This window comes from Rathayibacter tritici, assembly GCF_001641005.1.
Lineage (GTDB): Bacteria > Actinomycetota > Actinomycetes > Actinomycetales > Microbacteriaceae > Rathayibacter > Rathayibacter tritici.
The window spans coordinates 1020799-1044774 of the sequence record NZ_CP015515.1 but is presented as its reverse complement, the minus strand read 5'-3'; the positions used below and the strand labels follow the sequence as shown (position 1 = coordinate 1044774).

Here is a 23976-nt window from a genome sequence, read left to right as displayed (position 1 = left end):
TCCCCTCCCGCGAGATGCCACCTATGACGCGCGCCCCCGGCGTGTCGTTCTCATAGGTGGCATCTCGCGGGAGTTAGTCGCGCTTCGGAGTGTCGCGCAGGTCGATCAGACCGGTGAAGAGCGCGGCCCGCTCGTTCGAGCGCTCGTCGCCCGAGAACAGATTGTCGGGAGCCGAGGAGGAGTGTCGGCGCGGGGTCGCGGTCGGCGCGGGCTCCCGCTCCATCTCGACGCGCTGGCGTGGCAGGGCGACCGGGTCACTCTCGTGCAGCCACGAAACGAGCCGCTCCCGCACATAGCAGCGCAGGTCGAAGAGCGTGGGCGCGTCCTTCGCGGTGACCAGCACCCGGATGCGCACGAAGCCGCCCGTCGCATCGGTGACCTGCAGGACGCTGGTGCGCCCGTCCCACAGCTCGGTCTCCGCCAGCAGGCGGTGCAGCTCGTCGCGCATCTGCTCGGGGCTCACCCGCCAATCGAGGTCGAGCTCGACCGCACCGAGCAACTCGGAACCGGTGCGGGTCCAGTTCTGGAACGGCTGGGTCGTGAAGTAGTTCGTGGGCAGCACCAGCCGGCGGTCGTCCCAGAGGTGGACGACGACGTAGGTCAGCGTGATCTCCTCGATCCGACCCCATTCGTTCTCGACGATCACCACGTCGTCCAGCCGGATCGCATCACTGAAGGCGAGTTGCATCCCGGCGAAGATGTTGGTGAGGCTCGACTGGGCCGCGAGGCCCGCCACGATCGACAGCACGCCCGCCGACGCCAGCAGGCTTGCGCCGGCGGTCCGCGCCTCCGGGAAGGTCAGCAGCGAGGCTCCGATCGCGATGACGACGACGGCCGCCACAGCGACCCTCCGGATGATCGTCATCTGCGTGCGGAGGCGACGGGCGCGCCGGTTGTCGGCCGTATCGGTCCGATAGCGCTCGGCACCCAGATCCTCGAGGAACACGAACAGCGCCCCGATCACCCACGCTGCCGCCCCGATGGTCGCGATCTGGAACGTTCGTTCAATGAGCCCCGGCCAGACGTCGCCTGAGACCGTCGCGGCCAGGGCCGTCCAGACGGCAATCGTCACCAGGAGGACCCGCAGGGGGACCCGTATTCGGCGGATGAGCAGGCGCGCCCAGGTCTTGCGTCTGCCGATCGAGCGGAGGACGAGAGCGGCGAGGGCGGTCGCTACGACGGCAATCACGATCGCGATCACCACGGCGAACGCGATCGAACCGATCTCGGGGAGGACGTCTTCAGGCACAGGTGTCCTTTCGTTGGCGGGAGACAAGCGCGCACCATCGAGCGGATCGAACACATAAGCCTTCCACGAATCCGGAAGCCCGTCCGGTTCCCCTCCCCAATGCTGCGCCAACGTCCAGACCCGGAACCTGGCCCCGTGAGATGCCTCTTGGGTGCAGCTTTGTCGGCGTCTCGCTTACCCCACTGGTACCTCGCGGCGGTCGTCGTCGCGCGCCGGACGAGGCGCCTGTCGTCGCGCGCCTGCTAGCGTCCCAGCATCGAACGCGAGGGCGAATCATGTTAACGTCATCCACGATTGCCGCGCTGATCGCGGCCACCGCCGTCCTCACGGGCCGTTCCGGAGCAGGAGGCCAGACTCCGGCGGAGACTCCCTCCCCCTCGTTCTCGTTCCCGGCCGCACCAACGGCCACGGATTCGGCGAGCCAGCGCTTCGCGGGAACGGACGGGGCGGGCCTCCACGACCCGGCCACACTCGAGGGAGTCGCCGCCGCGCTCGCGGGTACCAGCGCCCTCACCTTCGACGCCGGCGCCGCCCTCTCCTCCGAGAACACGCCGAACTGGGACACCGACACGGCAGCACTCTCATCGGCCGGCCTCCAGGCGGACACCTCGAGTACGAATCCCGCGAAGGGCTACCGGACTTTCCGCAACGACGCGGGAAGGACGATCATGATCATCCAGCAGCGCGTGAAGGACAACGATCCGCGGGTCAGTGATGAGGCCGCGAGCCAGCATGTGATCGATATCTCGGGTCCTCAGGGGGAGGTGCAGCACGTCTCCCTGGCCGTGAAGGGCGGCGGAACGATCGACGCTCTGCGCGCCGCGCTGTCCCCCGCGGAGACGACGCGCTCGATCTCGCGGTCCGGTCGACCACCGTCGGATTCCACGGCGTGCTGCCCCTCGTGGGTGGCCCCACCCCCGCCCCGAGCGACCACTGACCGAGCACCACCGTCCGAGCACCACACCAAGGGAGAGCCATGACCATCCGACCCCTGTCCCGCACACTTGTGGTCGTGGCCACCGTCCTCGCCCTCGCGAGCTGCGCGAGCCCGGGGACCGCCAGCCCGGGAGACGAGACCGCCGCGGAGACTGCCGTCACGCCGTCGTTCTCCTTCCCTGCCGCGCCAGCAGCACCCGACCCGAGCGCTTCCTCAGCCACCGACGGAGCCGCCGACACCTCAACCGGCACTAACCCCACCACTTTCACCGATGGAGCCGCAGTGCATGCCACAGGCGAACCGTTCTGGACCATGAAGATGTCAATCCTGAGCGAGCACGGCTTCGAACTCGACGCCCGGGATGGCTTGCGAAGCAGTTCTTTGCGTTGCGTTTCGGCACTCACGCCGTACTCATCGCAGCCGTGAAACACGTGTTCACCGACCCGTGGCCGATGACGGCCTGGCCGAAAGACCACTTCATCGAAGTTCGCAATCCAGGCACATCGGCACCGAAATTCAGTCCCTCGGCCACAATCCTCGCCAGCGAACTCAACGACGTCGCCGAAGGCTTCGCAGATGCCGTCACTGCAGCAATGAGCTGGACGGAACGCTGAATCGGGATTCAGGCAGGAATCGGGGAACAGGCAGGAATCGGGGAACAAGGAGGCTTATGCAAAATACGATTGATCGAGATGGATTTGCGCGTGTCGGTCACGAATAACACCGGCTAATCCGCTTTGATTGAAGAGCAGCCTCTAACAGAAACTCTTCGCAAAGGAACCAGCCGGTGCGCACACAGTCTACTACGGGAATGACGGCCGAGCACTACGCGATCCTCGCCGAACGGATCGAGAACGAGTTCATGTGGCGTCGGCGGCGAGGACGTCCGCGCAGACTTTCCCTCGAGGGAGCATTGCGGGTCACTCTTCTCTATTATCGCCAGAATGTGACCGAGCAGTTGATCGCTGATGTGGTCGGTGTCAGTCAGTCGACCGTGTCGCGAACGATCGCGTCGGTTGAGGCGATGCTCAATGTCGTGATAGACGACGAGCAACCGGACGTCGAGGCCGCGCTCCGCGGGACAACGGCCGTCATCGACGGCACGCTCCTGCCGTGCTGGTCCTGGTCGGACGCGCCAGAGCTGTACTCCGGGAAACACATGACCACGGGGCACAACTGCCAGGTCCTCGCCGATCTCTCCGGTCGGTTGATCCACATTTCGGATCCGATCGCGGGCAAGCATCACGATGCCCACGCGTTTCGAGAAACCGGGTTGGCCGACACCGTTAACCTCTCGAACACGCTGGCCGACAAAGGCTATCAAGGCACCGGAATGGTCACACCAATAAAGAAGAGGCCAAGCGAAGAACATCTGCCAAATTACGCCAAACACCACAATCGCTTCGTGAACACCCACCGCTACGTGATCGAGAGAACAATTGCTAGCATCAAGACCTGGCGGATATTCCACACCGACTACCGGCGGCCACTGCGCACCTTCCGAGATGCCTTCAACGCCGTCCGCGGACTCATCTTTTTCACTCGGCAAAAAACCAATTTTGCATAAGCCTCAAGCATGAAGCGAGAGCAATCGCCCGGGCGAGATCGTTCGTCAACGTACGCTGCCGCGGCCGTATCAACGATGCTCTTTTCCACTTTCCTGCAGCTCGATGCGATTCGTGGATGGCGACCATGCGGAGGGATGCATGTCGGAGCAATTCTAGGCGAGTCAGCCGTCGCGGCTGCTCTGACGCTCATTTCCTGTTTTCTATGGCTGTGGGTCACGCGACGAGCCGAAAAGTCGTACGAAAATGTTCGGGGAGCGACATCGGCGGCGCTAGTCATTGCCGCCTTCTTGGTCGGATCCGCCTTCTTTCTCGGTGTAGTCCTGTTGTCCCCGGGAATCTCCGGCGAGTACGACACGTGCGGATTCGACCTGGGTACGGCCGTCGTTCGGGCAGTTCCCGTACTCGCGCCCCTGATCGCATTAGCCGTTGCAGTGACGACGACGCCCCGACGAAGGCGGGTGACACTACGAGGTGCTGCATGGTTCGGAGCGATCGTTCTCGGGGCGTGGGTTGGATTCGGGACTGCCGTGCTCGTGACCGTCTCAGCCTCGTGCTGCGGTAGTCGCGCCGGCTGCTGAAGAACGGCTCTTTGCGAGGCAGGGCGTATTCCGGACGGTCGCCGTTTTGGTGACGGAAGCGAACGGAGATCTTGCCACGCGAACGGGGGCCCTGCCGCATTCTGCGCCGGACGCCGTGCGGATGCTCAGGCACCTGTTAGCGTCTCAGCACCGAAGCCGAGGGAGAGTCATGTCCATCCGTTCCACCTCCGTTCCCGTGGTCGCCGTCGCCGTCGCTCTGGCGCTCGCGGGCTGCACCGCGGCGGGAGTCGACCCGTCGCCGTCCGCGTCGCCCACCCCCTCGGCAGCGCCCACGTCCGCAGCAGCCCAGTTCAGCAGTGATCCGGGCTCGGACCTGAACGACCCGGAGACGCTCAAGAAGATCGCCGGCGTGCTCGCCGGGGCGAGCGCCTTCACCTTCGAGGCGGGCGCAGCGTTCTCCCCCGACAACACCGCCTACTGGAATCTGGACCAGGCCGCGCTCACGGCGGCCGGATTCCGGGCGGTCGACTCGGGTACCGACCCGTCCACCGGACACTGGCTCTTCCGCGACGACGCGGGAACGACGCTCCTGGTCGTTCAGCAGCGCGTCCGGGACAACGACCCTGCGGTGAGCGACGAAGACGCGACCCGGCACGCCATCGAGACGTCCCGACCTCTGGGCGACATCCAGCCGGCGTCACTGACCTTCGACGGCGGCGGCACCGTCGACGCGCTGCGCGCCGACATCGCCTCGGACGACGACCTCGCCTGGACCACCGTCGCGCGAACCTTCACGCAGACGGGAATTGCGCTGAGCCTGATCGCCGCCGCCGAGGACCAGGCCGAAGCCTCCGCCGCGCTCGACGTCGGAATCCGATCGACGACCGTCGACTTCCGAGGCGTTCTGCCGCTGGTCGGTGCGTCGTCCACCACGCCGCCCACCGAGTGACCGCGATGACGTCCCTCCGTTTCACCGCCGCCCCACTCGTCGCCGTCATCACCGCCCTGGCCCTCGCGGGCTGCTCCGCAACACAGGACGGAGGCAACGCCGTGCCCTCGCCCTCCTTCTCCTTCGCGACGTCTGCACCGAATGGAGTCGGATCCACCGAAACGTCTGCGCCGACGGACGACGAGATTGCGGCCGCCGCCGACGCTCTCACCGGTTCCGGCACGATGAGCTTCGCGGCGGGAGACGATCTCGCTGCCGAGGACGTACTCTTCTGGCACATCTCGACCTCGAGTCTCGCGGATCACGGTTTCACGTTCGACCCGGACCGGAGCGACATCGCCAACGGCTGCTGGGTGTTCCAGGCGGCCGACCACACCCGCATCACTGCGCGCCAGCTGCGGCTGACCGATACGGACCGGAGTGTCGGCGACGAGAAAGCGACACGCACGGCCCTGACGACCTCCGACGTGGTCGGGGAACTGCGGCCGGCGACGCTCCCCCGGCTCGATGGCGGCACGATCGAGGCTCTGACCGCCGACCTGGTCGCCGATCCGGACGGCTCCCCCTAGCGGATTGTCGCGCGCAACCTCGCGCGACCCGCCATCTCGCTCTCGATCCTCGTCGGAGCACCGAATCACTCCCGACTGGACGACGCCCTCGCCGCCGCCACGGAAGGCCTCCAGATCGATAGCGAACGGGCCGGCCAGTAACGACCCGCCCGACCCGCCCTGCGTCGACGAACGACGGCGAGAGGCCGGAGCACTGCTCCCACAAACGACGAAGCCCCGCACCTCACGAGGAGGTGCGGGGCTGATCGTGCACCCCCTCGGACTTGAACCGAGAACCCACTGATTAAGAGTCAGTTGCTCTGCCGATTGAGCTAGAGGTGCGTTCCGGTCAGCTGATCGTGCGAGCCGAACCGAGGGATCACACTACCAGCGAGTCCCCCCGTCCCGTCAAATCGAGAGCCTCGGGGCCCCTCGTGAGCGGCGGGCCACCGGTATCGTGGGCGTGTGACCCCGCAGAGCGCTGACCCGAGCTTCGACGACGACCTCCGCCTCGCCCTCCGCCTCGCGGACGCCGCGGATGCCATCTCGCGGGACCGGTTCGGCGCTCTCGACCTCGTCGTGGACACCAAACTCGACCGCACCCCCGTCACCGACGCCGACCGAGCCGTCGAGGAGGCGATTCGCTCGCTCCTCGCGGCCGAACGTCCGGCCGATGCGATCCTCGGCGAGGAGTTCGGTACCTCGGGCGAAGCCTCGCGGCAGTGGATCCTCGACCCCATCGACGGCACGGCCCACTTCCTGCGCGGCGTGCCGATCTGGGCGACCCTGATCGCGCTCGCGGTCGACGGCGTCCCCGTGGTCGGCGTGGTCTCCGCTCCCGCTCTCGGCACGCGCTGGTGGGCCGCAAAGGGCTCCGGGGCGTGGGCCGTCGAGCTGGGCGCCGACGTCGAGCCGCGCCCGCTCCACGTCTCGGGCATCGATTCCCTCTCCTCCGCGACCTTCAGCTACAACAGCATCCAGCAGTGGGACGGCGCGGGCCGGCTCCCGCAGCTGCTCGAACTCGCCGGAGCCGTCTGGCGGGATCGGGCCTATGGAGACGCGTGGCCCTACATGCTCGTCGCCGAGGGCCTCCTCGACGGTGCGGGCGAGTTCGACGTGAAGCCCTACGACCTCGCCGCCCTGGTGCCGATCGTGCAGGAGGCGGGTGGGCGCTTCAGCTCCGCCGACGGCGAGGACGGTCCGTGGCACGGCAGCGCCGTCGCGACCAACGGTCTGCTGCACGACGCGGTGCTCGCGATCGTGGCGCGGCGATGAGGAGTCGGACGGCGGCACTTGCCGGTGCGGCGCTCCTCCTGCTCCTGTCCGGCTGCTCCTCGGTCGTCGGCCCCGACGGTCCGGAGGCGGTCCGCGACGAGGGCGGGACGGTGACCGTGGCCGGTGTCACCGACGTGTTCTCCCTCCGACGCGGCGACTGCCTCGACGACCCCGGCGACAACCGGATCGCTGACGTCGACGTCGTCCCGTGCTCCGAGGAGCACGCGCTCGAGATCTTCCACTCGTTCGCGCAGCCGGGCGAGCGCTACACCGGCCGCACCACGCTGCTCGCGCAGGCCGATGCGAGCTGCGAGCCCGAGTTCGGTGCGGTGATCGGCATCGCCTACGGCGACTCCGCTCTGGAGTACCGCTCGATGGTCCCGTCCGAGGTCGGCTGGCGCCACGGCGACCGCAGTGTCGTCTGCGCCGTCTTCGACCCGGACGACGACTCCACCACCGGCAGCCTCTTCGGCTCCGCGCGCTCACCCGGCCTGCCTGGGTAGCCGTTCAGCAGATTGACAGGCGGCTTGCGCGAGTGCACTCTGAGGGACGACCGGTGGCGCAACGGGGCGCAGACACCGGCGGCTCAGGAGTCGACATGCAGGACCAGCACGACCAGGAACCCCTCGAGCGCTGTCGCACGGCCGAGCGGCGCTGGGGCCCCGCGGACAGCCTGTTGCCGCGCCTCGACCGGCAGCGCGCGCTACTCGCAGCGGCGGACGCCCTGGCCGACGGGAAGAGCCACGTGTGGTCGCGGCTCCTCCGCGACTACACCCGCACCTCCGACCGGGTCGTCTCGGTGCACGGGGACGCCGAGGCGGCGACCCTCGGCTGGCTGAAGCCGCGCGGAGTCGTCTCGCTGCTGGTCACGGAGCGCTGTGACGACGACACCGCCGCCGAGCACCTGGTGGCCGCACTCGCAGCGATGAACGCCGTGACTCTCACCGTGGACGACGCGCGTGCCACACGGCTGCGCCCACTGCTCGATGTGCTGCACCAGCACCTGCCCGATGCCTTCGCCGAGCTGGCGGTGGATCGCCGTGCGCCCTACCCGGCGGGGGCCGCCGTAGCCGTCCTCGCTCCGGGCACCTTCTACCGCGCCTGGGCACCCCCGCTGGCCCTCGCCCCCGTGCACGATGACGACGACCGCCTCGCGCTGCTCACGCTCTACGGCAGGGTCCGGCAGCTCGACGTGCGCCCTTCGTAGGCGGGACGGACCACAACTCCCAATGTGCGACGACGACCGATGGTGGAGATGGGGGGAATCGAACCCCCGTCCATCGCTGTGATTCTGCGCCTTCTACGGGTGTAGCCGATGAGAGCGTTCTGCTCGGCCCCGACCGTTACCACCGGCGCATCGGTCGACGGGCCCAGCCCGAGTTCGAGTCCCGCGTCGCCCTCAGGCGTAACGACGCAGCAAGTCCTCTTAATGACGCCAGGATCCGGGGCGAGGACGCACCCACGGGCTGACGGACTATCTACTCTGGCTTAGGCAGCGAGAGCGAAGTCGGTGCGCTTCTGTTCGGCACCTGTGTTTTCCAGAGATCGTTAACGAGATAACCCTGGATCCTCGACCCGCTTCTCGCAGTTTCGCAGGCAATGTCGAAACCGATCATCCCCGCGAGCACTCGGCGGCCGGAGGGCCACTGGAGTGGGTCGTTCGTCGCACACTGTGGAGTTACGAGTTCAGTCTACCTCAGCTCCGCGGGCGCTCACCCGGAGCCGGCGCAGATCGATCAGACCGAGTACCAGGGCGAGGGCGATCAGTCCGAGCGTGACGATGTAGCCGTTGCGGAAGGCGTCGTGGTACCGGTCCAGGCCCTCGGCCATCCCCTGCTCACTGGCCAGCGTCGCGAAGAAGACGGCCGAGGCGCAGGCGGTGCCGACCGCAGTGCCTACCCGCTGGCCGAGCTGGCCGACGGAGCCGGCGACGCCGCCCTGCGCTGGCGGGATCTCGGCGAGAGTGAGCGTCTGATTCGGCGACACCACGAAACCGCCGCCGGCTCCCGCGACCAGCATGGCGGCGCCCATGCCGTAGGCCGCGGTCTCGGCCGGTAGGAGCTCGGCGGCGAGCAGCACCAGCGTGAATCCGATGACCACCAGCACAATGCCCAGCACCACCAGTGCACGTCCGTAGCGCTGCACCAGCTTGCCGCCGTACCAGGCGGTCACCGCCGAGGTCAGCGCGAACGGGATACTCACCATGCCCGCGAACACTGGCTCGAGCCCGAGCCCCTGCTGCAGGAAGAGCGTCGTGAGGAGGAAGGTCGCCGGGATCGCGGCGAAGTAGGAGGTCGCGACCAGGATGCCGTTCCGATACGAGCTGGTCCGGAAGATCCGGAAGTCGATGACCGGCGTCCGCCCCGACGCCGCGTAGTGCGACTCCCAGCGCACGAAGACGGCAGCGGCCACCGCGGCGAGAACCAGCCAGAACCAGCGGAACGGCGAGTCGCTCGAGGAGCCGGTCGTGAGAAGGAACGGCAGCATGAACGCAAAGATCGCGACCGCGAGCAGGAGCAGCCCGATCGGATCCAGAGACCTGTCGCCTTCCGGCGCCGAGCGCTTCGTCGGGATGAGCTTCCACGCGAAGACGAGGGCCGCGATCCCCAGCGGGATGTTCATCCAGAAGAGCAGGCGCCAGCCGTCCTGCTCACCGCCGATCGCGATCAGGAGACCGCCGAGCGTCGGGCCGAAAGCGGTCGAGAGGCCGATAGTCGCGCCGAAGACCCCGAAGGCCCGGGCGCGCTCGGCCCCGGTGAACATCTGCTGCACCAGCCCGAGCACCTGCGGCATCTGGATGCCCGCGGCGACGCCCTGCAGAAAGCGCGCCACGACGAGCATCTCGATCGAGGGGGCGACCGCGCAGAGCAGGCTCGTGATGGTGAACGCGCTCAACCCGATCAGGAACAGGAGCCGCCGCGAGCGGATATCACCGAGCCGACCGGCCGGCACGAGGGCCAGGCCGAAGGCGAGCGCGTAGCCCGCGACGATCAGCTGCAGCTGGCTGGCGTCCGCGCCGAGCGAGCGCTCGATCGACGGCAGGCCGACGTTGACCTTCGAGAGGTCGAGGATCGTGATCGCCGCCACGCCGACGCTGACCGCGAAGGCGCGCCAGCGGGTCTTCTCGTCGGCTGCGCTCAGGGCGGCGGGGGCACTGATTTCGGGAGGACACACGAAATCCAGTGTCTCAAAGAGACAGGCGCAACGGAGAGGCTTGCGCCACACCCGTCGGACATCGTCCGGACGGCGCCCCTAGTCGCCGAGGCGGCGGCGGGTCGCCATCGCGCGATCCGCCTCGCGGCGGTCCTGGCGCTCGCGGAGCACCTGGCGCTTGTCGTAGTCCTTCTTGCCCTTGGCCACGGCCAGCTCGACCTTGGCCTTGCCGTCACTGAAGTAGAGCGAGAGCGGGATCAGCGTGTACCCGCCCTCCTTCACCTTGTTGTGGATCTTGAGGATCTGCGCCTTGTGCAGCAGCAACTTGCGCTTGCGGCGCGGCGGATGGTTCGTCCAGGTGCCCTGCGCCCACTCGTTGATGTGCACGGCGTCGAGCCAGGCCTCTCCCCCGTCGACGAACGCGTAGCCGTCGACGAGCGAGGCGCGGCCGGCCCGGAGAGACTTCACCTCGGTGCCGGTGAGCACGAGGCCTGCCTCGTAGGTGTCCTCGATGAGGTAGTCGTGCCGCGCCTTGCGGTTGGTTGCGACGACCTTCTGTCCCTGTTCTCTGGGCACGGCTGCTCCTCGGGTCGCGAGCGGATGAAGTGGGGCGGGCATCATCGGGGTGATGCACCGGTGGGCCGCCCCGAACGGGACAGCCCACCAGTATACGTCCCGAGGCGGATCAGACCCGCAGATACCGCGCGATCGCCACGTTCGCCGAGACGGCAGCCAGGATGATCCCGACCACGATCAGGATCGGCACGACGACGAGCGCATCGTCCAGACCCACGAACGAGGTGAGCGGGATCCGGTACGCGAGGAAGCCCTGCACGAAGAACTGCACGATCCCGACCACCGCGACCCCCGCGAGGACCGAACCGACCAGTGCGGCGAAGACCCCCTCGAGGATGAACGGGGTTTGGATGAATCGGTTCGAGGCCCCCACGAGCCGCATAATGCCCAGCTCCCGTCTCCGCGAGAACGCCGAGAGGCGGATCGTGGTGGCGATGAGCAGCACGGCCGCGACAAGCATCAGCACCGCGATGCCGATCGCGGTGTAGCTGGCCGCATTGAGGATCGAGAAGATCTGGTCGAGGTACCGCCGCTGATCGGTGACGCTCTCGACTCCGGAGACGCTGGAGAGGCTCTCGACGATCACCTCCGACTGGGTCGGGTCCTTCAGGTTCACCCAGAACGTCTGGTTGAGCAGGTCGGGAGTGACGTATTCCGCGACCGGATTGCCCGCGAACTGCTGCTGGAAGTTCGCGTAGGCCTGGTCGTGGTTCTCGAAGTAGGAACGGTCGATGTACGGGGCGAGTGTCGGTCCCTCGAGCTGGCTCTGCACCGAGTCGATCTGCTCCTGGGTGGCGTCGGAGCCGCTGCAGTTCGAGCCGCCCGAGGTAGCGGTGCACAGATAGACCGCGACCTGTGCCTTGTCGTACCAGAAGTTCTTCATCTGGCCGATCTGCATCTGCAGCAGGATCGCCGTGCCGACGAAGGTGAGGGAGATGAAGGTCACCAGGATCACCGAAACGACCATGGAAATGTTGCGACGGAGGCCGCTCGCGACCTCCGACCAGATCAGTGCGAATCTCACTTGACGGGTCCTACGTTCTGCTGGTCGTCGCCGGTCTCGTCGCCCTCGCCCGCGTGTGCGCGGAGGCCCAGGCGCGCGGCCAGTGACTCCTCGGGCAGGGCGCCGGTGTCGGCGGGGAGGAAGATCGGACCGGTCTGGCTCTGCAGCTCGACCACGCGGGCAGTGGTCGGGCTCTCCTGAGCGGGCTCCGGCTCGTGCTCGGGCTCTGCCGGGACGGCGGCTGAGCGGCGACCCTCGGGGACGCGGGGCTGCGCGGCGGTCTGCGAGAGGTAGGCCGGCTCCGGCGCCGCGACGGGCGCCTCCTGACGCAGGTCGAGCTCGGGGACCTCGGTAGGCGCGAGCTCGCTGTCGATGATCGCCGGGGGCGACGGGTGCTCGGGGACCGCGTGGTCGTCGGCCGCCACGACCACGACGCCGTCGTGGACGACCGTGATGCTCTCGGTCTGACCGTAGCCACCCTTGCTCTCGTCGCGGACGATGCTGCCGGCCGAGAGCTCGATCACGCGGCGCTTCATCTGATCGACGATGCCGGCCTCGTGGGTGGCCATGATCACGGTGGTGCCGCCGGCGTTGATCCGCTCGAGGAGCGCCATGATGCCGGCGCTCGTGGTGGGGTCGAGGTTTCCGGTGGGCTCATCGGCCAGGAGGACCGCCGGCTTGTTGACGACGGCGCGGGCGATCGCCACGCGCTGCTGCTCACCGCCGGAGAGCTCGTGCGGCAGACGCGACGCCTTGCCGGCGAGGCCGACCATTTTGAGCGTGTCGGGGACGGCCTCCTGGATGTAGCCCTTGGACTTGCCGATCACCTGGAGGCTGAACGCGACATTGTCGAAGACGGACTTGTTGGGCAGAAGCCGGAAGTCCTGGAACACCACGCCCATGTTGCGGCGGAAGTAGGGCACCTTGCGGCTCGAAATCTTGCCGAGGTTCTGCCCGAGCACGTGGATCGACCCGGTGGAGGGGCGCTCCTCCTTGAGGATCAGGCGGAGGCAGCTGGACTTGCCGGAGCCGGAGGCGCCGACGAGGAAGACGAACTCGCCCCGGAGGATCTCGAGATCGATGGCGTTGAGGGCGGGTCTCGTGCCGCCCCGATACTGCTTGGAGACGTTGTCGAAGCGAATCATGTCGGTACGAGGGTAAGCGACGATCCCGAAGAGTCCGCCGAGAGCGCGTGCGGCGCGTCGATGCAGACGCGCACGTGGCGCGCTACGCCGATTTGCGCCAGCGAATCCCCGCGGCGATGAAGCCGTCGAGGTCCCCGTCGAACACGTGCGAGGGGTTGCCGACTTCGTGGTCAGTGCGCAGATCCTTGACCATCTGGTAGGGAGCGAGCACGTAGCTGCGCATCTGGTCGCCCCAGCTCGCGGTGATGGTGCCGGCCAGCTCCTTCTTGGTGGCCGCCTCCTGCTCCTTCTGCAACAGCAGCAACCGCGACTGGAGCACGCGCATCGCCGCCGCGCGGTTCTGGATCTGGCTCTTCTCGTTCTGCATCGACACCACGGTGCCGGTGGGTAGGTGGGTGAGGCGCACGGCGGAGTCGGTGGTGTTCACCGACTGGCCGCCAGGGCCGGAGGAGCGGAAGACGTCGACGCGAATGTCGTTGTCCGGGATCTCGATCGCCTCGGTCTCCTCCATGAGCGGGATGACCTCGACGGCAGCGAAGGAAGTCTGGCGCTTGCCTGCGGCACCGAAGGGGCTCATCCGCACCAGGCGGTGGGTGCCGGCCTCGACCGAGAGCGTGCCGAAGGCGTACGGCGCGTCGATCTGGAAGGTGGCCGACTTGATGCCCGCCTCCTCCGCATAGCTGGCGTCCATCACGGTCGCGGCGTACTTGTGCTTCTCGGCCCAGCGCAGATACATCCGCATGAGCATCTCGGCGAAGTCGGAGGCGTCCACGCCGCCCGCTCCCGCGCGGATGGTGACGACGGCCGGGCGGTCGTCGTACTCGCCGTCGAGCAGGGTCTGCACCTCGAGCTCGCCCATGACCTTCTGGAGCGACGCGAGCTCGGCGATCGCCTCCTGCTCGGATTCCGCATCCTCCGCCTCGTTCGCCATCTCGACGAGCACCTCGAGGTCGTCCAGGCGCCGGTCGATCGCGGTGATCCGCGCGAGCTCGGACTGACGGTGGCTGAGCGCGCTCGTCACTTTCTGCGCGTTGTCCGTGTCGTCCCAGAGGTCGGGGACGCCCGCCTGCTCGCTCAGCTCGGCGATCTTCGAGCGCAGGCCCTCCACATCGATGACGGCGCGGATGTCGGCGAAAGTGGAGCGGAGAGCAGTGATCTTCTCGGTGAAATCGTTGTCCAGCATGGTGAGCCCAGACTACCGGGGGCCGGCGGCCGCCCTGAGGCTCGGGCGTACGCTGAGGACGGTGACCAGCACCGCTTCGCTCCCCTTCCCGTGGGGCCGCTGCTGCTGTCGACCTTCCTGCCCACCCTGCTGTTCTCGATCGGCGAGGGCGCGATCATCCCGCTGCTGCCGGCCGCCGCCGGCGACCTCGGCGCGACGCTAGCACTGGCCGGCCTCGTGGCGGGGCCAGCCCTGAACGCCCCCGCGAGTGCGCTCAGCGCGCGGGCGCGGTGGCTGATCGGGCCATTCCTCTCGGCGGGAGCGATACACCTCACCGGATCCGTCGAGTCGGTGTTCTGGGTGCACCTCCTCTGCTGCGTCGCGGCCGTCGTGGTGCTGCTGCTGGTGCCGGACCCGGTGACGGTGCTGCGGCGGGCGCAGCGCGAGCACCGCGGGGTCCTCGCGCGGATGGGCTCCGGTGCTGCCGTGATCGGGGCGCTGCGGGCAAGCCGCACGCTGATCCTTCCGCTCTGGGCGGTGAGCATCGGGCTCGCCGACACTGGCATCGCGATCATCGTCGGCATCGCTGGCGCCCTCGACTTCGCCCTGTTCTTCTTCGGCGGGCAGCTGATGGACAGCTTCGGCCGGGCCGCCACCGCGATCCCCTCGATGATCGGGTCGGGGTTGGGACACCTGGCGCTCGCCGCCTCGCTGCTCGCCGCCGATCCGGCTCCGTTCCTCGGCGCGTTCCGGTTCACGGGTGACGCAGGGAACGCCGCCGCTCCGATCGTGGTCTCGGCCCTCACGGCCCTGGTGTCACTCCCCTTCGCCGCCGTCGCGATGGGCGTGCTCGGACTCGGCGGGGCCGGTGTTCTTGCCCGCGGGATCCCGCGCTCTCTGCCGCCGACCACCCCTCGCGGCTGAGGCGCTGCGACCTCTCTCCTACACTGGAGCCCGCACGCGGGAGTGGTGGAATGGCAGACACGCAGGATTTAGGTTCCTGTGCCGAGAGGCGTGAGGGTTCGAGTCCCTCCTTCCGCACGGGATCGGCCGGTACGCTGAGCGCGCTCGCGTGACCGCCCACCGGCCACCGGCACCTGTCGACTGGAGATCCGTTGAACCACGCCGCCCTCGTCCCCTGGCTCGATCCGGAGACGATCCTGACCTCCTTCGGCCCCTGGGGCGTGCTCGTGGTCTGCCTCATCGTCTTCGCCGAGACCGGGCTGCTGATCGGCTTCCTCTTCCCGGGCGACACGCTGCTGATCATCACGGGCCTGTTAGCTCACGAGAATGCGTCCAAGGGCGGCCTCGGCGTCCCGATCTGGCTGATCTGCCTCGCCATCGGCTTCTCGGCCTTCGTCGGCGGAGAGGTCGGCTACCTGATCGGGCACAAGGCCGGCCCGCGAATCTTCGAGCGCAAGGAGTCGGGCTTCTTCAGCATCGAGAATGTGAAGCGGACCAACGCGTTCTTCGAGCGCTTCGGCGGCCTGGCCGTGATCCTCGCGCGCTTCGTGCCGGTCGTGCGTACTTTCGCGCCGATCGCGGCGGGCGTGGCGCACATGAATTACCGCAAGTACAGCGTCTACAACCTGATCGGCGCCCTGATCTGGGGCAGCGGTGTGACCCTGGTCGGCTGGCTGCTCGCCTTCATCCCGCCGGTCGCCGACTTCGTCTCGCACTACATCGACGTGATCCTGATCGGCGCGGTCGCGCTCGCGCTGGTGCCCGCGCTCGGCCACTTCTTCCTGCAGCGGCGCAGAGCCGCATCGGCCACCGACCCCGAGACCGACGCGACCGAGGCGGCCGCCTACGTCCTCGACGCCGACACCCTCGACGAGCACCCGAAGCCCTGAGCTCCGCTCCCGCGAGATGCCACTTCGGTAGGCGACACGCCGACGGAGGCCTACCCAAGTGGCATCTCGCGGCGTGGGTCAGGGCGTTAGAGGCGGGTGGAGAGGGGGGTTAGTTCGGGGCGCAGGGCCCTGAAGGCGCGGGCGCGGTGGCTGCGGGCGTTCTTCTGCTCGGGAGCGAGTTCGGCGGCGGTGAGCGCACCCGCCTCCGGGACGAAGACCGGATCGTAGCCGTGGCCGTTCGTGCCGCGGGGAGCCGTCGCGATCACTCCGTCCCAGCGACCCTCGACCACCGTTTCCCGTCCCCCGGGGAGCACCGAATCGGGCACGACGAGCGCGATGGTGCAGCTGAAGTGCGCGCCGCGGTGCTCGGCCTTCACATCGTGCAGCTGCGCCAGGAGGAGCTGAAGATTGGCACTCGCGTCGTGCGCGCGCCCCGACCAGCGGGCCGAGAAGATGCCGGGGGCGCCGCCGAGCACGTCGACGCAGATCCCGGAGTCGTCCGCCAGCGCGACGAGGCCGGTGTGCACCGCCGCCGCGCGCGCCTTGATCAGCGCGTTCTCCGCGAAGCTCACACCGTCTTCGACCGGTTCGGGACCGTCGTAGGCGCGGACGCCCACTCCGGGGAGGGCGCCGGCCAGCATCGCGCGGAACTCCTCCACCTTGCCCGCGTTGTGCGTAGCGAGGACGACGTCCAGGCTCACGCGCCGGGCTCCGCGGCGAGCGCCTCGGCCTGAATGCGCGCGAGATCGGAGGCACCGGCGACGGCGAGATCGAGCAGCGCGTCGAGTTCGCGGCGGTCGAACGGGGCCCCCTCGGCGGTGCCCTGCACCTCGACGAACAGGCCACGGCCGGTGACGACGACGTTCATGTCGGTCTCGGCGCGGACGTCCTCGACGTAGGCCAGATCGAGCATGGGCACACCGTCGATGATGCCGACGGACACCGCCGAGAGGCTGTCGATCAGCGGCTGCGCCTTCTGCCCCACGTACTTCTTGCCGCGGGCCCACTCGATCGCATCAGCCATCGCCACGTAAGCGCCGGTGATCGCCGCGGTGCGGGTGCCCCCGTCGGCCTGGAGGACGTCGCAGTCGAGGACGAGGGTGTTCTCGCCAAGCGCCTTCGTGTCGACCACGGCGCGCAGGCTCCGGCCGATCAGCCGCGAGATCTCGTGGGTGCGCCCACCGACCTTGCCCTTGACGGACTCGCGATCCATCCGAGAGTTGGTGGAGCGGGGCAGCATCGCGTACTCCGCGGTGACCCAGCCCTTGCCCTTGCCCTGCAGCCAGCGCGGCACACCGGAGGTGAAGGAGGCGGTGCAGAGCACCTTCGTGTTCCCGAACGAGATCAGCGCCGAGCCCTCGGCCTGGGTGCTCCAGCCGCGCTCGATCGTCACGGTGCGCAGCTCGTCGGGCGCGCGCCCGTCCTTGCGCGTGGCCTTCGATGCGGTGCTGTCGCTCACTCGGGTCTCCCTCGATCGTGCGGGAGCGCGGCCCGGTCGAGCTCGCGCAGGTTGATGGTGCCGGTCTCGACGAGATGGACGCTCGAGACCTCCGGGCCGAGGAAGCGGCGGGCGAGGCGGACGAAGTCACTCGACCCCGTCTCCTCCCACCGGTATGCGGGCAGCTCGGCCGAGGTGCGCTGCAGGCCGTGCGCCACGAGCGTGCGGTAGACGTCGAGCGCGGTCTCCTCGGCGCTCGAGACGAGCCGGACGTCGGGCCCCATCACGTAGGCGATCGCGCCGCGGAGCAGTGGGTAGTGGGTGCAGCCGAGGACGAGGGTGTCGACTCCCGCGGCCTTCAGCGGCGCGAGGTACTCCTCTGCGACGGCGAGCAGCTCGTCACTCCAGGTGACTCCCGCCTCGACGAACTCGACGAATCTCGGGCAGGCGGCGGTGAACAGCTGCAGGTCGGGGGCGGCGACGAAGGCGTCGTCGTAGGCGCGGGAGCGGATGGTGCCGACCGTCCCGATCACGCCGACGCGGCGGTTGCGGGTGTCGCGCACGGCGCTGCGCACGGCGGGCTGGATGACCTCGATCACGGGGATGCCACGGCCCAGCGTGTAGCGCTCGCGCGCGTCGCGCATCATCGCGGCGGAGGCGGTGTTGCAGGCGATGACCAACAGCTTCGCCCCCTGATCGACCAGCGTGTCGAGCGTGTCGAGGGCGTAGGCGCGGACGTCGGCGAGCGGCTTGGGGCCGTAGGGCGAGTGCGCGGTGTCGCCGAGGTAGACGATCGACTCGTTCTGCAACTGATCGATCACGGAGCGGGCGACGGTGAGCCCGCCGACTCCGGAGTCGAAGATGCCCAGCGGTGCGTCCGTCACGGGGGAACAGCCTACCCGCGCCCCGGGCGACCGGCTCGGGGCGACACCGGCGAATCGTCGGCCGGGCACGCGCAGGCCCCCCTCCTCCGACCGCCGTCGTCGTGGAACACTGTCCGGATGGATTCGACGGCCTTCCTCACCGACCGCTACGAGCTCACGATGGTTGAGGGCGCCCTTGGCAGCGGCACCGCCGATCGCCGCTGCATGTTCGACGTGTTCGCCAGAAGCCTCCCGCCCGGACGCCGCTACGGCGTGCTCGCCGGCACCGGACGCCTCCTGGAACTGATCTCCCGCTTCCGCTTCGGCGACGAGGAGCTGTCCTGGCTCCGGGAGAACCGCGTCGTCGACTCCCGCACGCTCGACTGGCTGGCCGACTACCGCTTCCGCGGCGATGTCTGGGGATACCGCGAGGGCGAGGTCTACCTGCCGGGCTCCCCCGTCCTGATCGTCGAGGCGCCCTTCGCCGACGGCGTCCTGCTGGAGACCCTGGCGCTCAGCGTCCTCAACCACGACAGCGCCGTGGCGAGCGCCGCAGCCCGGATGGTCTCGGCCGCCGACGGCCGCCCGCTCGCCGAGATGGGCTCGCGCCGCGCCGGCGAGCGCTCGGCCGTGGCCGCGGCCCGCGCCGCGTACATCGCCGGGTTCAGCGCCTCCTCGAACCTGGAGGCGGGCCGCAGCTTCGGCGTGCCCACGATGGGCACCTCGGCGCACTCCTTCACCCTCCTGCACGACTCGGAGGAGGAGGCGTTCCGCGCGCAGGTCGCGGCGCTCGGCCCCGGCACAACCCTCCTGGTCGACACCTACGACGTGACAGCCGCCGTCGACCTGGCCGTTCGCGTGGCGGGCACCGGCCTCGGTGCAGTGCGGATCGACTCCGGCGACCTCCCGCAGCAAGTGGCCGCCGTCCGGCAGCAGCTCGACGCCCTCGGCGCGACCGGCACTCGCATCACCGTCACCAACGACCTGGACGAGCACGGGATCGCCGCGCTCGCCGCCTCCCCGGTCGACTCCTACGGAGTGGGCACCTCGGTCGCGACCGGCTCCGGCCACCCGACAGCGGGCATGGTCTACAAGCTGGTCGCGCACGAGGACGACGCGGGCGACTGGGTCGCGGTGGCCAAGAAGTCGGTCTCGAAGGCGTCGATCGGCGGGCGGAAGGTCGCGGGCCGCCTCCTCTCGGAGGACGGCGTCGCCGAGGCCGAGGTCGTGCACGTCGGAGCTGGCCCCGAGGGTGCTCTCGGCGAGCGCGAGCGGGCGCTGCTCGTCCCGCTGATCGAGGACGGCGTGATCCGCCCCGAGCACCTCGGTCGTGAGGGAGTGGCGGCCGCCCGGGAGCACCACGCGAACGCGGTCCTCGAACTGCCGCTCGATGCGCTCCGGCTCGGCCGCGGCGAGCCCGTCATCCCGACCCGCTACGAGTGAGCGCGAAGGAACGTCACTTCATCGTCGCGTAGATCTCCTTGCAGGCCGGGCACACCGGGAACTTCTCCGGGTCGCGGCCCGGGAGCCACTTCTTGCCGCACAGCGCTCGGACGGGCTTGCCGGTGATCGCGCTCTCGAGGATCTTGTCCTTCGGCACATAGTGGGAGAAGCGCTCGTGGTCGCCCGGCTCGATGGTGTCCTGATGGAGGAGTTCCTCGAGCTCGCGGTCGAGGGTGGCGGTTCCTCCGCCTCCCTCGAGGGGATCGGTGCTGCTGTTCTCGGCGCGCAGAATCATGCCGTCGATCCTACGCGTGGACGCTAGCGTCGATGCAGCGGAGCAGAAGGAGAACCGATGAACGTACTCTTCGTGCACGGCGCGCTGGTGCGCGACGGCGACTGGTGGTGGCGGCGAGCCGCCGCCCTGCTCGAGGAACGGACCGGCATCAGCAGCCGGGCCCTGGCGCTCCCCTCCTGCGCCGAGTCGACCGGCGACGGGGAACCCGGCCTCACCGCCGACGCCGCAGCACTGCGGGAGGCGCTGGACGGAGGCGACACGACGGTGCTCGTCGGTCACTCCTACGGCGGCACCGTCATCGCCGAGGCGGGCCGCCATCCCGCCGTCGCCGGGCTGCTGCTGATCTCCTCCTACACTCCCGAGCCCGGCCTCTCTCAGGGAGCGATCATGAGTGGCGAGCCGGATCCGGTGCGCATCGGACTGCTGCCCGACGGCTCACTGCAGATCACCGGCTACGACGCGCGGTCCTTCGCCGACCGCTTCCTCCAGGACGGCGACGAGGAGGACCGCGCGGGCGCGTGGCAGCGGGTCGGCGCGCAGGCGGCAGCCGCTTTCTCCACTCCGACCACCCGGGCGGGATGGCAGGGCGTGGACTCGACGTACCTGGTCTGCACCGAGGATCGGAGCACGAGCGTCAGGCTCCAGCGCTCCCACGCGGAGCGCGCAACACGCTCGGTGGACGTGCCGACCGGCCACCATCCGTTCCTCACCCGTCCCGACCTGGTGGTCGTCGAGCTCGAGGCGCTCGTGGGCCGCTAGTAGCGGCTGGTGAAGGCGACCAGCTCGGTCGCGCGGCGCTCGAACAGCCATCCGCCGAGCAGCACGCCGAGGGCGAAGACGACCGCCGCGCTGCCCAGGCCGACGAGCACGGCGCCGCCGGCCGTCTCCGGGTCGACGAAGAGCGCCCGGATACCGAGCACCACCGCCGGCGCCGAGAGCAGCAGGCCCAGACCGAACGCGAGCGACTGCGGTCCGGCGCCGCTGGATCCGGGCGCCTGCGGCTGCACGAACGCGCTGTCCCCCGGGCGCGGCGCCGGATAGGCGAGCCACGCCGAGATCGCGCTGGCGACTCCGGCGGGTACGAGCAGGAGGCAGAAGTTCACCGCGAGCACGACGGGCAGCGCCTCGGGCAGCCCCGCGGTCGCGCTGCTGATCAGCGAGCCGAACACCACCACCGGGACGCCGAGCAGGAGCGTCGGGAAGGCGCGGCCGAGCCGGTCGGACCAGCCGCGGACGCCGGCCGCGACGTGCAGCCAGAACGCGGATCCGTCGTAAGCGACATCGTTGTGCAGGAACCAGCCGAGGAACAGCGCGACCAACGGCACCGGGAGCAGCGAGAGCACCGGGAAGGGCACGCCGACAACGGCGAGCAGAAGCAGGGCCGCAACCGGTAACACCGGAACCGCGATGAGCGACGCCTGGTAGCGGGGGTCCCGCAGCCAGTAGGTGATGCTGCGCGCCGCGATCGCTCCGGTTCGGGTCGAGGCGAGCAGGTCGAACCAGCCCAGGCGCAGTCCGCGCGGCGGTCGGTGCGTACGCTCGGGGCGCCCGGTCAGCGTGCGGACGACGAGCCACCACAGCGCGCCGGCGGCCACGAGCGTGAGCAGGGCGAGCAGAAGCGCACCGAGCGGGTCGCCGGTCTGGGCGGCCGGCGCGAGCGCCCAGGCGGCGCCGAACGGAGTGGTTCCCATCATCGCACCCCAGCGCTCGAGCACCGGGGTGTCCCCCGTATCGAGCAGCGCTGCGGCAGCGAGGGAGGCGGGGCCGCCGAGTAGCAGCACTAGGCCGAGCACGGCGAGCAGCTCACGGGCGGTCCGGGAGGGTACGAGCGCGGCGGAGGCGGCGAGGCCGATCCGCGCGAGCAGCGACGTCGTCGCCACCGCGAGCAGCGGACCGATCACGGCGAAGGCGCCGGCGCTGGGGAACAGAGCGGCAGTGGCCAGCCCGACCACCAGCAGAGCGAGCGTCGGCACCGAGACCAGACCGGCCAGGGCGAGCGCGCCCGCCAGCCGCAGCGGCGGCAGCGAAAAGAGACGGAAGGCGCGCGGATCCATCGGGTCGAGCGGGCCGAGCAGGAAGGGCAGCACCAGGAAGCCGACCGTCACCAGCCCGCCGGCCGTCACCACGGCGCCGCCGGCCGTGTCGGAGGAGCGCAGCGCACCGAGCGCCCCGAGCAGCAGCGCCGTCACCGCGACGACCACGAGCACGCCGAGCACCGCCCCTGCCGAGCGCGCGGGTCCGGAGCGGAACGCGCCGCGGAGGACGTCGATCCTCAGCCGGAGAAGTCGTGCAACCACTGCAGCCCCTCGGCGATCTGCTTGCCTCCCGCGAGCTCGAGGAAGCGCTCCTCCAGCGTCGCGGTGCCCGCGACCTCGGCGACCGGCCCGGAGGCGAGCACCCGCCCACCGACGATCACGGCCACGTCGTCGCAGACGCGCTCGATGAAGTCGAGGCCGTGGCTGGAGAGGACCACGGTGCCCCCGCCCTCGACGAAGCGGCGCAGCACGGTGATCACGGCGGCCGAGGAGACCGGGTCGACCGACTCGAACGGCTCGTCGAGGACCAGCACGCGCGGGGCGTGGATCATCGCCCCGGCGAGGGCCACCTTCTTCGCCATGCCGGCGGAGTAGTCCGAGATCAGGCGCTCCAGTGCGTCGGTGAGGCTCAGCGCTTCGGCCAGCGCTGTCGTGCGCTGCTTCGCGGTGGCGAGGTCGATGCCGCGCAACGCCGCCGAGTAGGCGAGGAATTGCGCGCCGGTGAGCCGGTCGAACAGGCGGAGGCGGTCGGGCAGGACCCCGATCAACGGCTTCGCGGCCCTCGGGTCCTTCCAGACGTCGACGCCGTGCACGAGCACGCGTCCGGTGTCGGGGCGCAGCAGACCCGTCATCATCGACAGCGTGGTCGTCTTGCCCGCGCCGTTCGGGCCGATGATGCCGTAGAAGGTTCCCGCGCGCACGGCCAGGTCGATGCGGTCCACCGCGACCGTCCGCCCGAAGGTGCGGGTCACCTGGTGCAGCTCGAAGACGACGGGCGAGGAGCCGTCCGGATCCGCGATGCCCTGCGCGGGCTCGGCGTTCGTCGCGGACGTCATCCGGCTACGGTACCAACTCACTCGCGGCCCGCCGCCGCCGCGCCGACCGCCGACGACACGTCGAAAGGTCAACCACCCGAGCCCCGGAAGGCGGGAACAGTACACTAAGTCTCTAACCGAGGAGTCGATCCGGCCGCGACGCAGCGGTGAAATCGAGGGGAACAGATGATGGTGCACACAGGTTCGACGAGCAACACCCCCGCCACCGTCGTCATCCTCGCCGCGGGGATGGGCAGCCGGCTCGGCCGCTCCCTCCCTAAGCCGCTCACTCCGCTGAACGACGGCCGCTCGATCATGCAGCAGCAGTTCGACAACATTCACCACGCCTTCGGCACGACGATCCCGGTGAGCATCGTCGTCGGCTACAAACTCGAGCACATCATCGAGGCTTTTCCCTCGGCGACGTTCGTCTACAACGAGCAGTACGACCAGACCAACACCTCCAAGAGCCTGCTTCGCGCGCTGCACTCCGGCGGCCACGGCGGTGTGCTCTGGATGAATGGCGACGTCGTCTTCGACCCGCGCATCCTCGATCGCGCGGCCGGCCTCATCGCGAAGGACGTCTCTTTCGTCACCGTCAACACGGCGAAGGTGTCGGACGAGGAGATCAAGTACACGACGAGCGCGGAGGGCTATATCCAGGAGTTGTCCAAGACGGTGCGAGGCGGCCTCGGCGAGGCAGTCGGGATCAACTATGTGTCCGCCGCCGATAAGGCCGCGCTGGTGCGTCAGCTCGCCCGAGTCGACGCCCAGGACTACTTCGAGCGTGGCATAGAGTTGGCGATCGAGCAGGACAGAATGCTTGTCGAGCCGATGGACATCTCCGATCTTTACGCCGTCGAAGTGGACTTCGCCGAGGACCTCGAGCGGGCGAACCTCTTCGTCTGAC

26 protein-coding genes, 2 tRNA genes and 1 other RNA gene are annotated in these 23976 nt (G+C 69.1%); 15 read left to right on the top strand and 14 right to left on the bottom strand.

Annotated elements, in window-relative coordinates; genetic code table 11:
* Positions 1 to 73: 73 nt before the first annotated feature.
* Entirely contained in the window at positions 74 to 1249 is a 1176-nt protein-coding gene (locus A6122_RS04650; protein WP_237358233.1) for a mechanosensitive ion channel family protein, read from the bottom strand.
* A gap of 275 nt (positions 1250 to 1524) precedes the next feature.
* Between A6122_RS04650 and A6122_RS04645 the strand changes: the two genes are divergently transcribed.
* The 6 genes from A6122_RS04645 (at position 1525) to A6122_RS04630 (ending at position 5811) form a co-directional block, all read left to right on the top strand.
* Complete coding sequence (locus tag A6122_RS04645) at positions 1525 to 2229, top strand: hypothetical protein (RefSeq protein ID WP_068252147.1); 705 nt, start codon at positions 1525 to 1527, stop codon at positions 2227 to 2229.
* Positions 2226 to 2612, top strand: coding sequence for a hypothetical protein (locus tag A6122_RS16415; RefSeq protein ID WP_157593783.1), 387 nt, complete (start codon positions 2226 to 2228; stop codon positions 2610 to 2612). The genes A6122_RS04645 and A6122_RS16415 overlap by 4 nt, the downstream gene beginning before the upstream one ends.
* Entirely contained in the window at positions 2609 to 2800 is a 192-nt protein-coding gene (locus A6122_RS16410; RefSeq protein ID WP_146076700.1) for a hypothetical protein, read from the top strand. Before A6122_RS16415 ends, A6122_RS16410 begins: the two co-directional genes overlap by 4 nt.
* A 197-nt stretch (positions 2801 to 2997) precedes the next feature.
* Positions 2998 to 3753, top strand: coding sequence for a transposase family protein (locus tag A6122_RS04640; RefSeq protein WP_084415693.1), 756 nt, complete (start codon positions 2998 to 3000; stop codon positions 3751 to 3753).
* A gap of 748 nt (positions 3754 to 4501) precedes the next feature.
* Positions 4502 to 5242 carry a hypothetical protein gene (locus A6122_RS04635; RefSeq protein WP_068252145.1) on the top strand — a complete coding sequence of 247 codons (741 nt, stop codon included), beginning with the start codon at positions 4502 to 4504 and terminating at the stop codon, positions 5240 to 5242.
* Positions 5243 to 5247: 5 nt separating this feature from the next.
* Entirely contained in the window at positions 5248 to 5811 is a 564-nt protein-coding gene (locus A6122_RS04630; protein ID WP_068252142.1) for a hypothetical protein, read from the top strand.
* Positions 5812 to 6059: 248 nt separating this feature from the next.
* On the opposite strand, the gene A6122_RS04625 is transcribed toward A6122_RS04630, so the two are convergent.
* Positions 6060 to 6132, bottom strand: a tRNA-Lys gene (locus A6122_RS04625).
* A 123-nt stretch (positions 6133 to 6255) separates the two neighbouring features.
* On the opposite strand from A6122_RS04625, the gene A6122_RS04620 reads away from it, so the two are divergent.
* From A6122_RS04620 to A6122_RS04610, 3 genes are all read left to right on the top strand, one after another.
* Positions 6256 to 7065: an inositol monophosphatase family protein gene (locus A6122_RS04620; protein WP_068252139.1), complete on the top strand. Its 810-nt coding sequence runs from the start codon at positions 6256 to 6258 to the stop codon at positions 7063 to 7065.
* Positions 7062 to 7568 (top strand): septum formation family protein, encoded by a 507-nt coding sequence (locus A6122_RS04615; RefSeq protein ID WP_068252136.1) that lies wholly within the window; start codon positions 7062 to 7064, stop codon positions 7566 to 7568. The genes A6122_RS04620 and A6122_RS04615 overlap by 4 nt, the downstream gene beginning before the upstream one ends.
* A gap of 95 nt (positions 7569 to 7663) precedes the next feature.
* Positions 7664 to 8272, top strand: coding sequence for a hypothetical protein (locus A6122_RS04610; protein WP_068252133.1), 609 nt, complete (start codon positions 7664 to 7666; stop codon positions 8270 to 8272).
* Positions 8273 to 8312: 40 nt separating this feature from the next.
* On the opposite strand, the gene ssrA is transcribed toward A6122_RS04610, so the two are convergent.
* The 6 genes from ssrA to prfB form a co-directional block, all read right to left on the bottom strand.
* Positions 8313 to 8685: a transfer-messenger RNA gene (gene ssrA, locus A6122_RS04605) on the bottom strand.
* A gap of 66 nt (positions 8686 to 8751) precedes the next feature.
* Positions 8752 to 10239 carry an MFS transporter gene (locus tag A6122_RS04600; protein WP_104259539.1) on the bottom strand — a complete coding sequence of 496 codons (1488 nt, stop codon included), beginning with the start codon at positions 10237 to 10239 and terminating at the stop codon, positions 8752 to 8754.
* A 78-nt stretch (positions 10240 to 10317) separates the two neighbouring features.
* Positions 10318 to 10794: an SsrA-binding protein SmpB gene (gene smpB, locus A6122_RS04595; RefSeq protein WP_068252130.1), complete on the bottom strand. Its 477-nt coding sequence runs from the start codon at positions 10792 to 10794 to the stop codon at positions 10318 to 10320.
* Between the two features lie 109 nt (positions 10795 to 10903).
* Positions 10904 to 11818 carry a permease-like cell division protein FtsX gene (gene ftsX / locus A6122_RS04590; RefSeq protein ID WP_068252127.1) on the bottom strand — a complete coding sequence of 305 codons (915 nt, stop codon included), beginning with the start codon at positions 11816 to 11818 and terminating at the stop codon, positions 10904 to 10906.
* The gene (ftsE, locus tag A6122_RS04585) at positions 11815 to 12942 is read right to left on the bottom strand and encodes a cell division ATP-binding protein FtsE (RefSeq protein ID WP_068252124.1); all 1128 of its coding nucleotides are present in this window, start codon (positions 12940 to 12942) and stop codon (positions 11815 to 11817) included. The genes ftsX and ftsE overlap by 4 nt, the downstream gene beginning before the upstream one ends.
* Positions 12943 to 13024: 82 nt before the next feature.
* Positions 13025 to 14125 carry a peptide chain release factor 2 gene (gene prfB / locus A6122_RS04580; RefSeq protein WP_068252121.1) on the bottom strand — a complete coding sequence of 367 codons (1101 nt, stop codon included), beginning with the start codon at positions 14123 to 14125 and terminating at the stop codon, positions 13025 to 13027.
* 90 nt (positions 14126 to 14215) lie between these two features.
* Between prfB and A6122_RS04575 the strand changes: the two genes are divergently transcribed.
* The 3 genes from A6122_RS04575 to A6122_RS04565 all read left to right on the top strand — a co-directional run bounded on the left by A6122_RS04575 (position 14216) and on the right by A6122_RS04565 (position 15957).
* The gene (locus A6122_RS04575) at positions 14216 to 15028 is read left to right on the top strand and encodes a hypothetical protein (RefSeq protein WP_104261914.1); all 813 of its coding nucleotides are present in this window, start codon (positions 14216 to 14218) and stop codon (positions 15026 to 15028) included.
* A gap of 36 nt (positions 15029 to 15064) precedes the next feature.
* Positions 15065 to 15145: transfer RNA gene (locus A6122_RS04570), tRNA-Leu, on the top strand.
* A gap of 74 nt (positions 15146 to 15219) precedes the next feature.
* Positions 15220 to 15957, top strand: coding sequence for a DedA family protein (locus tag A6122_RS04565; protein WP_068252118.1), 738 nt, complete (start codon positions 15220 to 15222; stop codon positions 15955 to 15957).
* An 86-nt stretch (positions 15958 to 16043) separates the two neighbouring features.
* On the opposite strand, the gene rdgB is transcribed toward A6122_RS04565, so the two are convergent.
* The 3 genes from rdgB to murI are packed head-to-tail and all read right to left on the bottom strand — an operon-like array spanning position 16044 to position 18279.
* On the bottom strand, positions 16044 to 16658 hold the full coding sequence (gene rdgB, locus A6122_RS04560) for an RdgB/HAM1 family non-canonical purine NTP pyrophosphatase (RefSeq protein ID WP_068252116.1): 615 nt from the start codon (positions 16656 to 16658) through the stop codon (positions 16044 to 16046).
* Positions 16655 to 17416, bottom strand: coding sequence for a ribonuclease PH (gene rph, locus A6122_RS04555; protein ID WP_068252114.1), 762 nt, complete (start codon positions 17414 to 17416; stop codon positions 16655 to 16657). The genes rdgB and rph overlap by 4 nt, the downstream gene beginning before the upstream one ends.
* Positions 17413 to 18279 (bottom strand): glutamate racemase, encoded by an 867-nt coding sequence (gene murI / locus A6122_RS04550; protein ID WP_068252112.1) that lies wholly within the window; start codon positions 18277 to 18279, stop codon positions 17413 to 17415. Before murI ends, rph begins: the two co-directional genes overlap by 4 nt.
* 117 nt (positions 18280 to 18396) lie before the next feature.
* Between murI and A6122_RS04545 the strand changes: the two genes are divergently transcribed.
* Positions 18397 to 19701 carry a nicotinate phosphoribosyltransferase gene (locus tag A6122_RS04545; protein ID WP_068252109.1) on the top strand — a complete coding sequence of 435 codons (1305 nt, stop codon included), beginning with the start codon at positions 18397 to 18399 and terminating at the stop codon, positions 19699 to 19701.
* Between the two features lie 13 nt (positions 19702 to 19714).
* On the opposite strand, the gene A6122_RS04540 is transcribed toward A6122_RS04545, so the two are convergent.
* A complete protein-coding gene (locus A6122_RS04540; RefSeq protein WP_068252108.1) occupies positions 19715 to 19996 on the bottom strand; it encodes a DUF3039 domain-containing protein in 282 nt (93 codons plus the stop codon).
* A 57-nt stretch (positions 19997 to 20053) separates the two neighbouring features.
* Here A6122_RS04540 and A6122_RS04535 point away from each other — a divergent pair, with 57 nt between their 5' ends.
* On the top strand, positions 20054 to 20755 hold the full coding sequence (locus tag A6122_RS04535) for an alpha/beta hydrolase (RefSeq protein ID WP_068252107.1): 702 nt from the start codon (positions 20054 to 20056) through the stop codon (positions 20753 to 20755).
* Here the strand turns inward: A6122_RS04535 and A6122_RS04530 are convergent.
* On the bottom strand, positions 20752 to 22293 hold the full coding sequence (locus A6122_RS04530) for a hypothetical protein (protein WP_068252101.1): 1542 nt from the start codon (positions 22291 to 22293) through the stop codon (positions 20752 to 20754). The two genes, A6122_RS04535 and A6122_RS04530, sit on opposite strands and share 4 nt — an antisense overlap.
* On the bottom strand, positions 22269 to 23087 hold the full coding sequence (locus A6122_RS04525) for an ABC transporter ATP-binding protein (RefSeq protein WP_068252098.1): 819 nt from the start codon (positions 23085 to 23087) through the stop codon (positions 22269 to 22271). The genes A6122_RS04530 and A6122_RS04525 overlap by 25 nt, the downstream gene beginning before the upstream one ends.
* A 168-nt stretch (positions 23088 to 23255) precedes the next feature.
* Between A6122_RS04525 and A6122_RS04520 the strand changes: the two genes are divergently transcribed.
* Positions 23256 to 23975, top strand: a complete 720-nt coding sequence (locus A6122_RS04520; protein ID WP_068257032.1) for a phosphocholine cytidylyltransferase family protein — start codon at positions 23256 to 23258, stop codon at positions 23973 to 23975.
* Position 23976 lies beyond the last annotated feature (1 nt).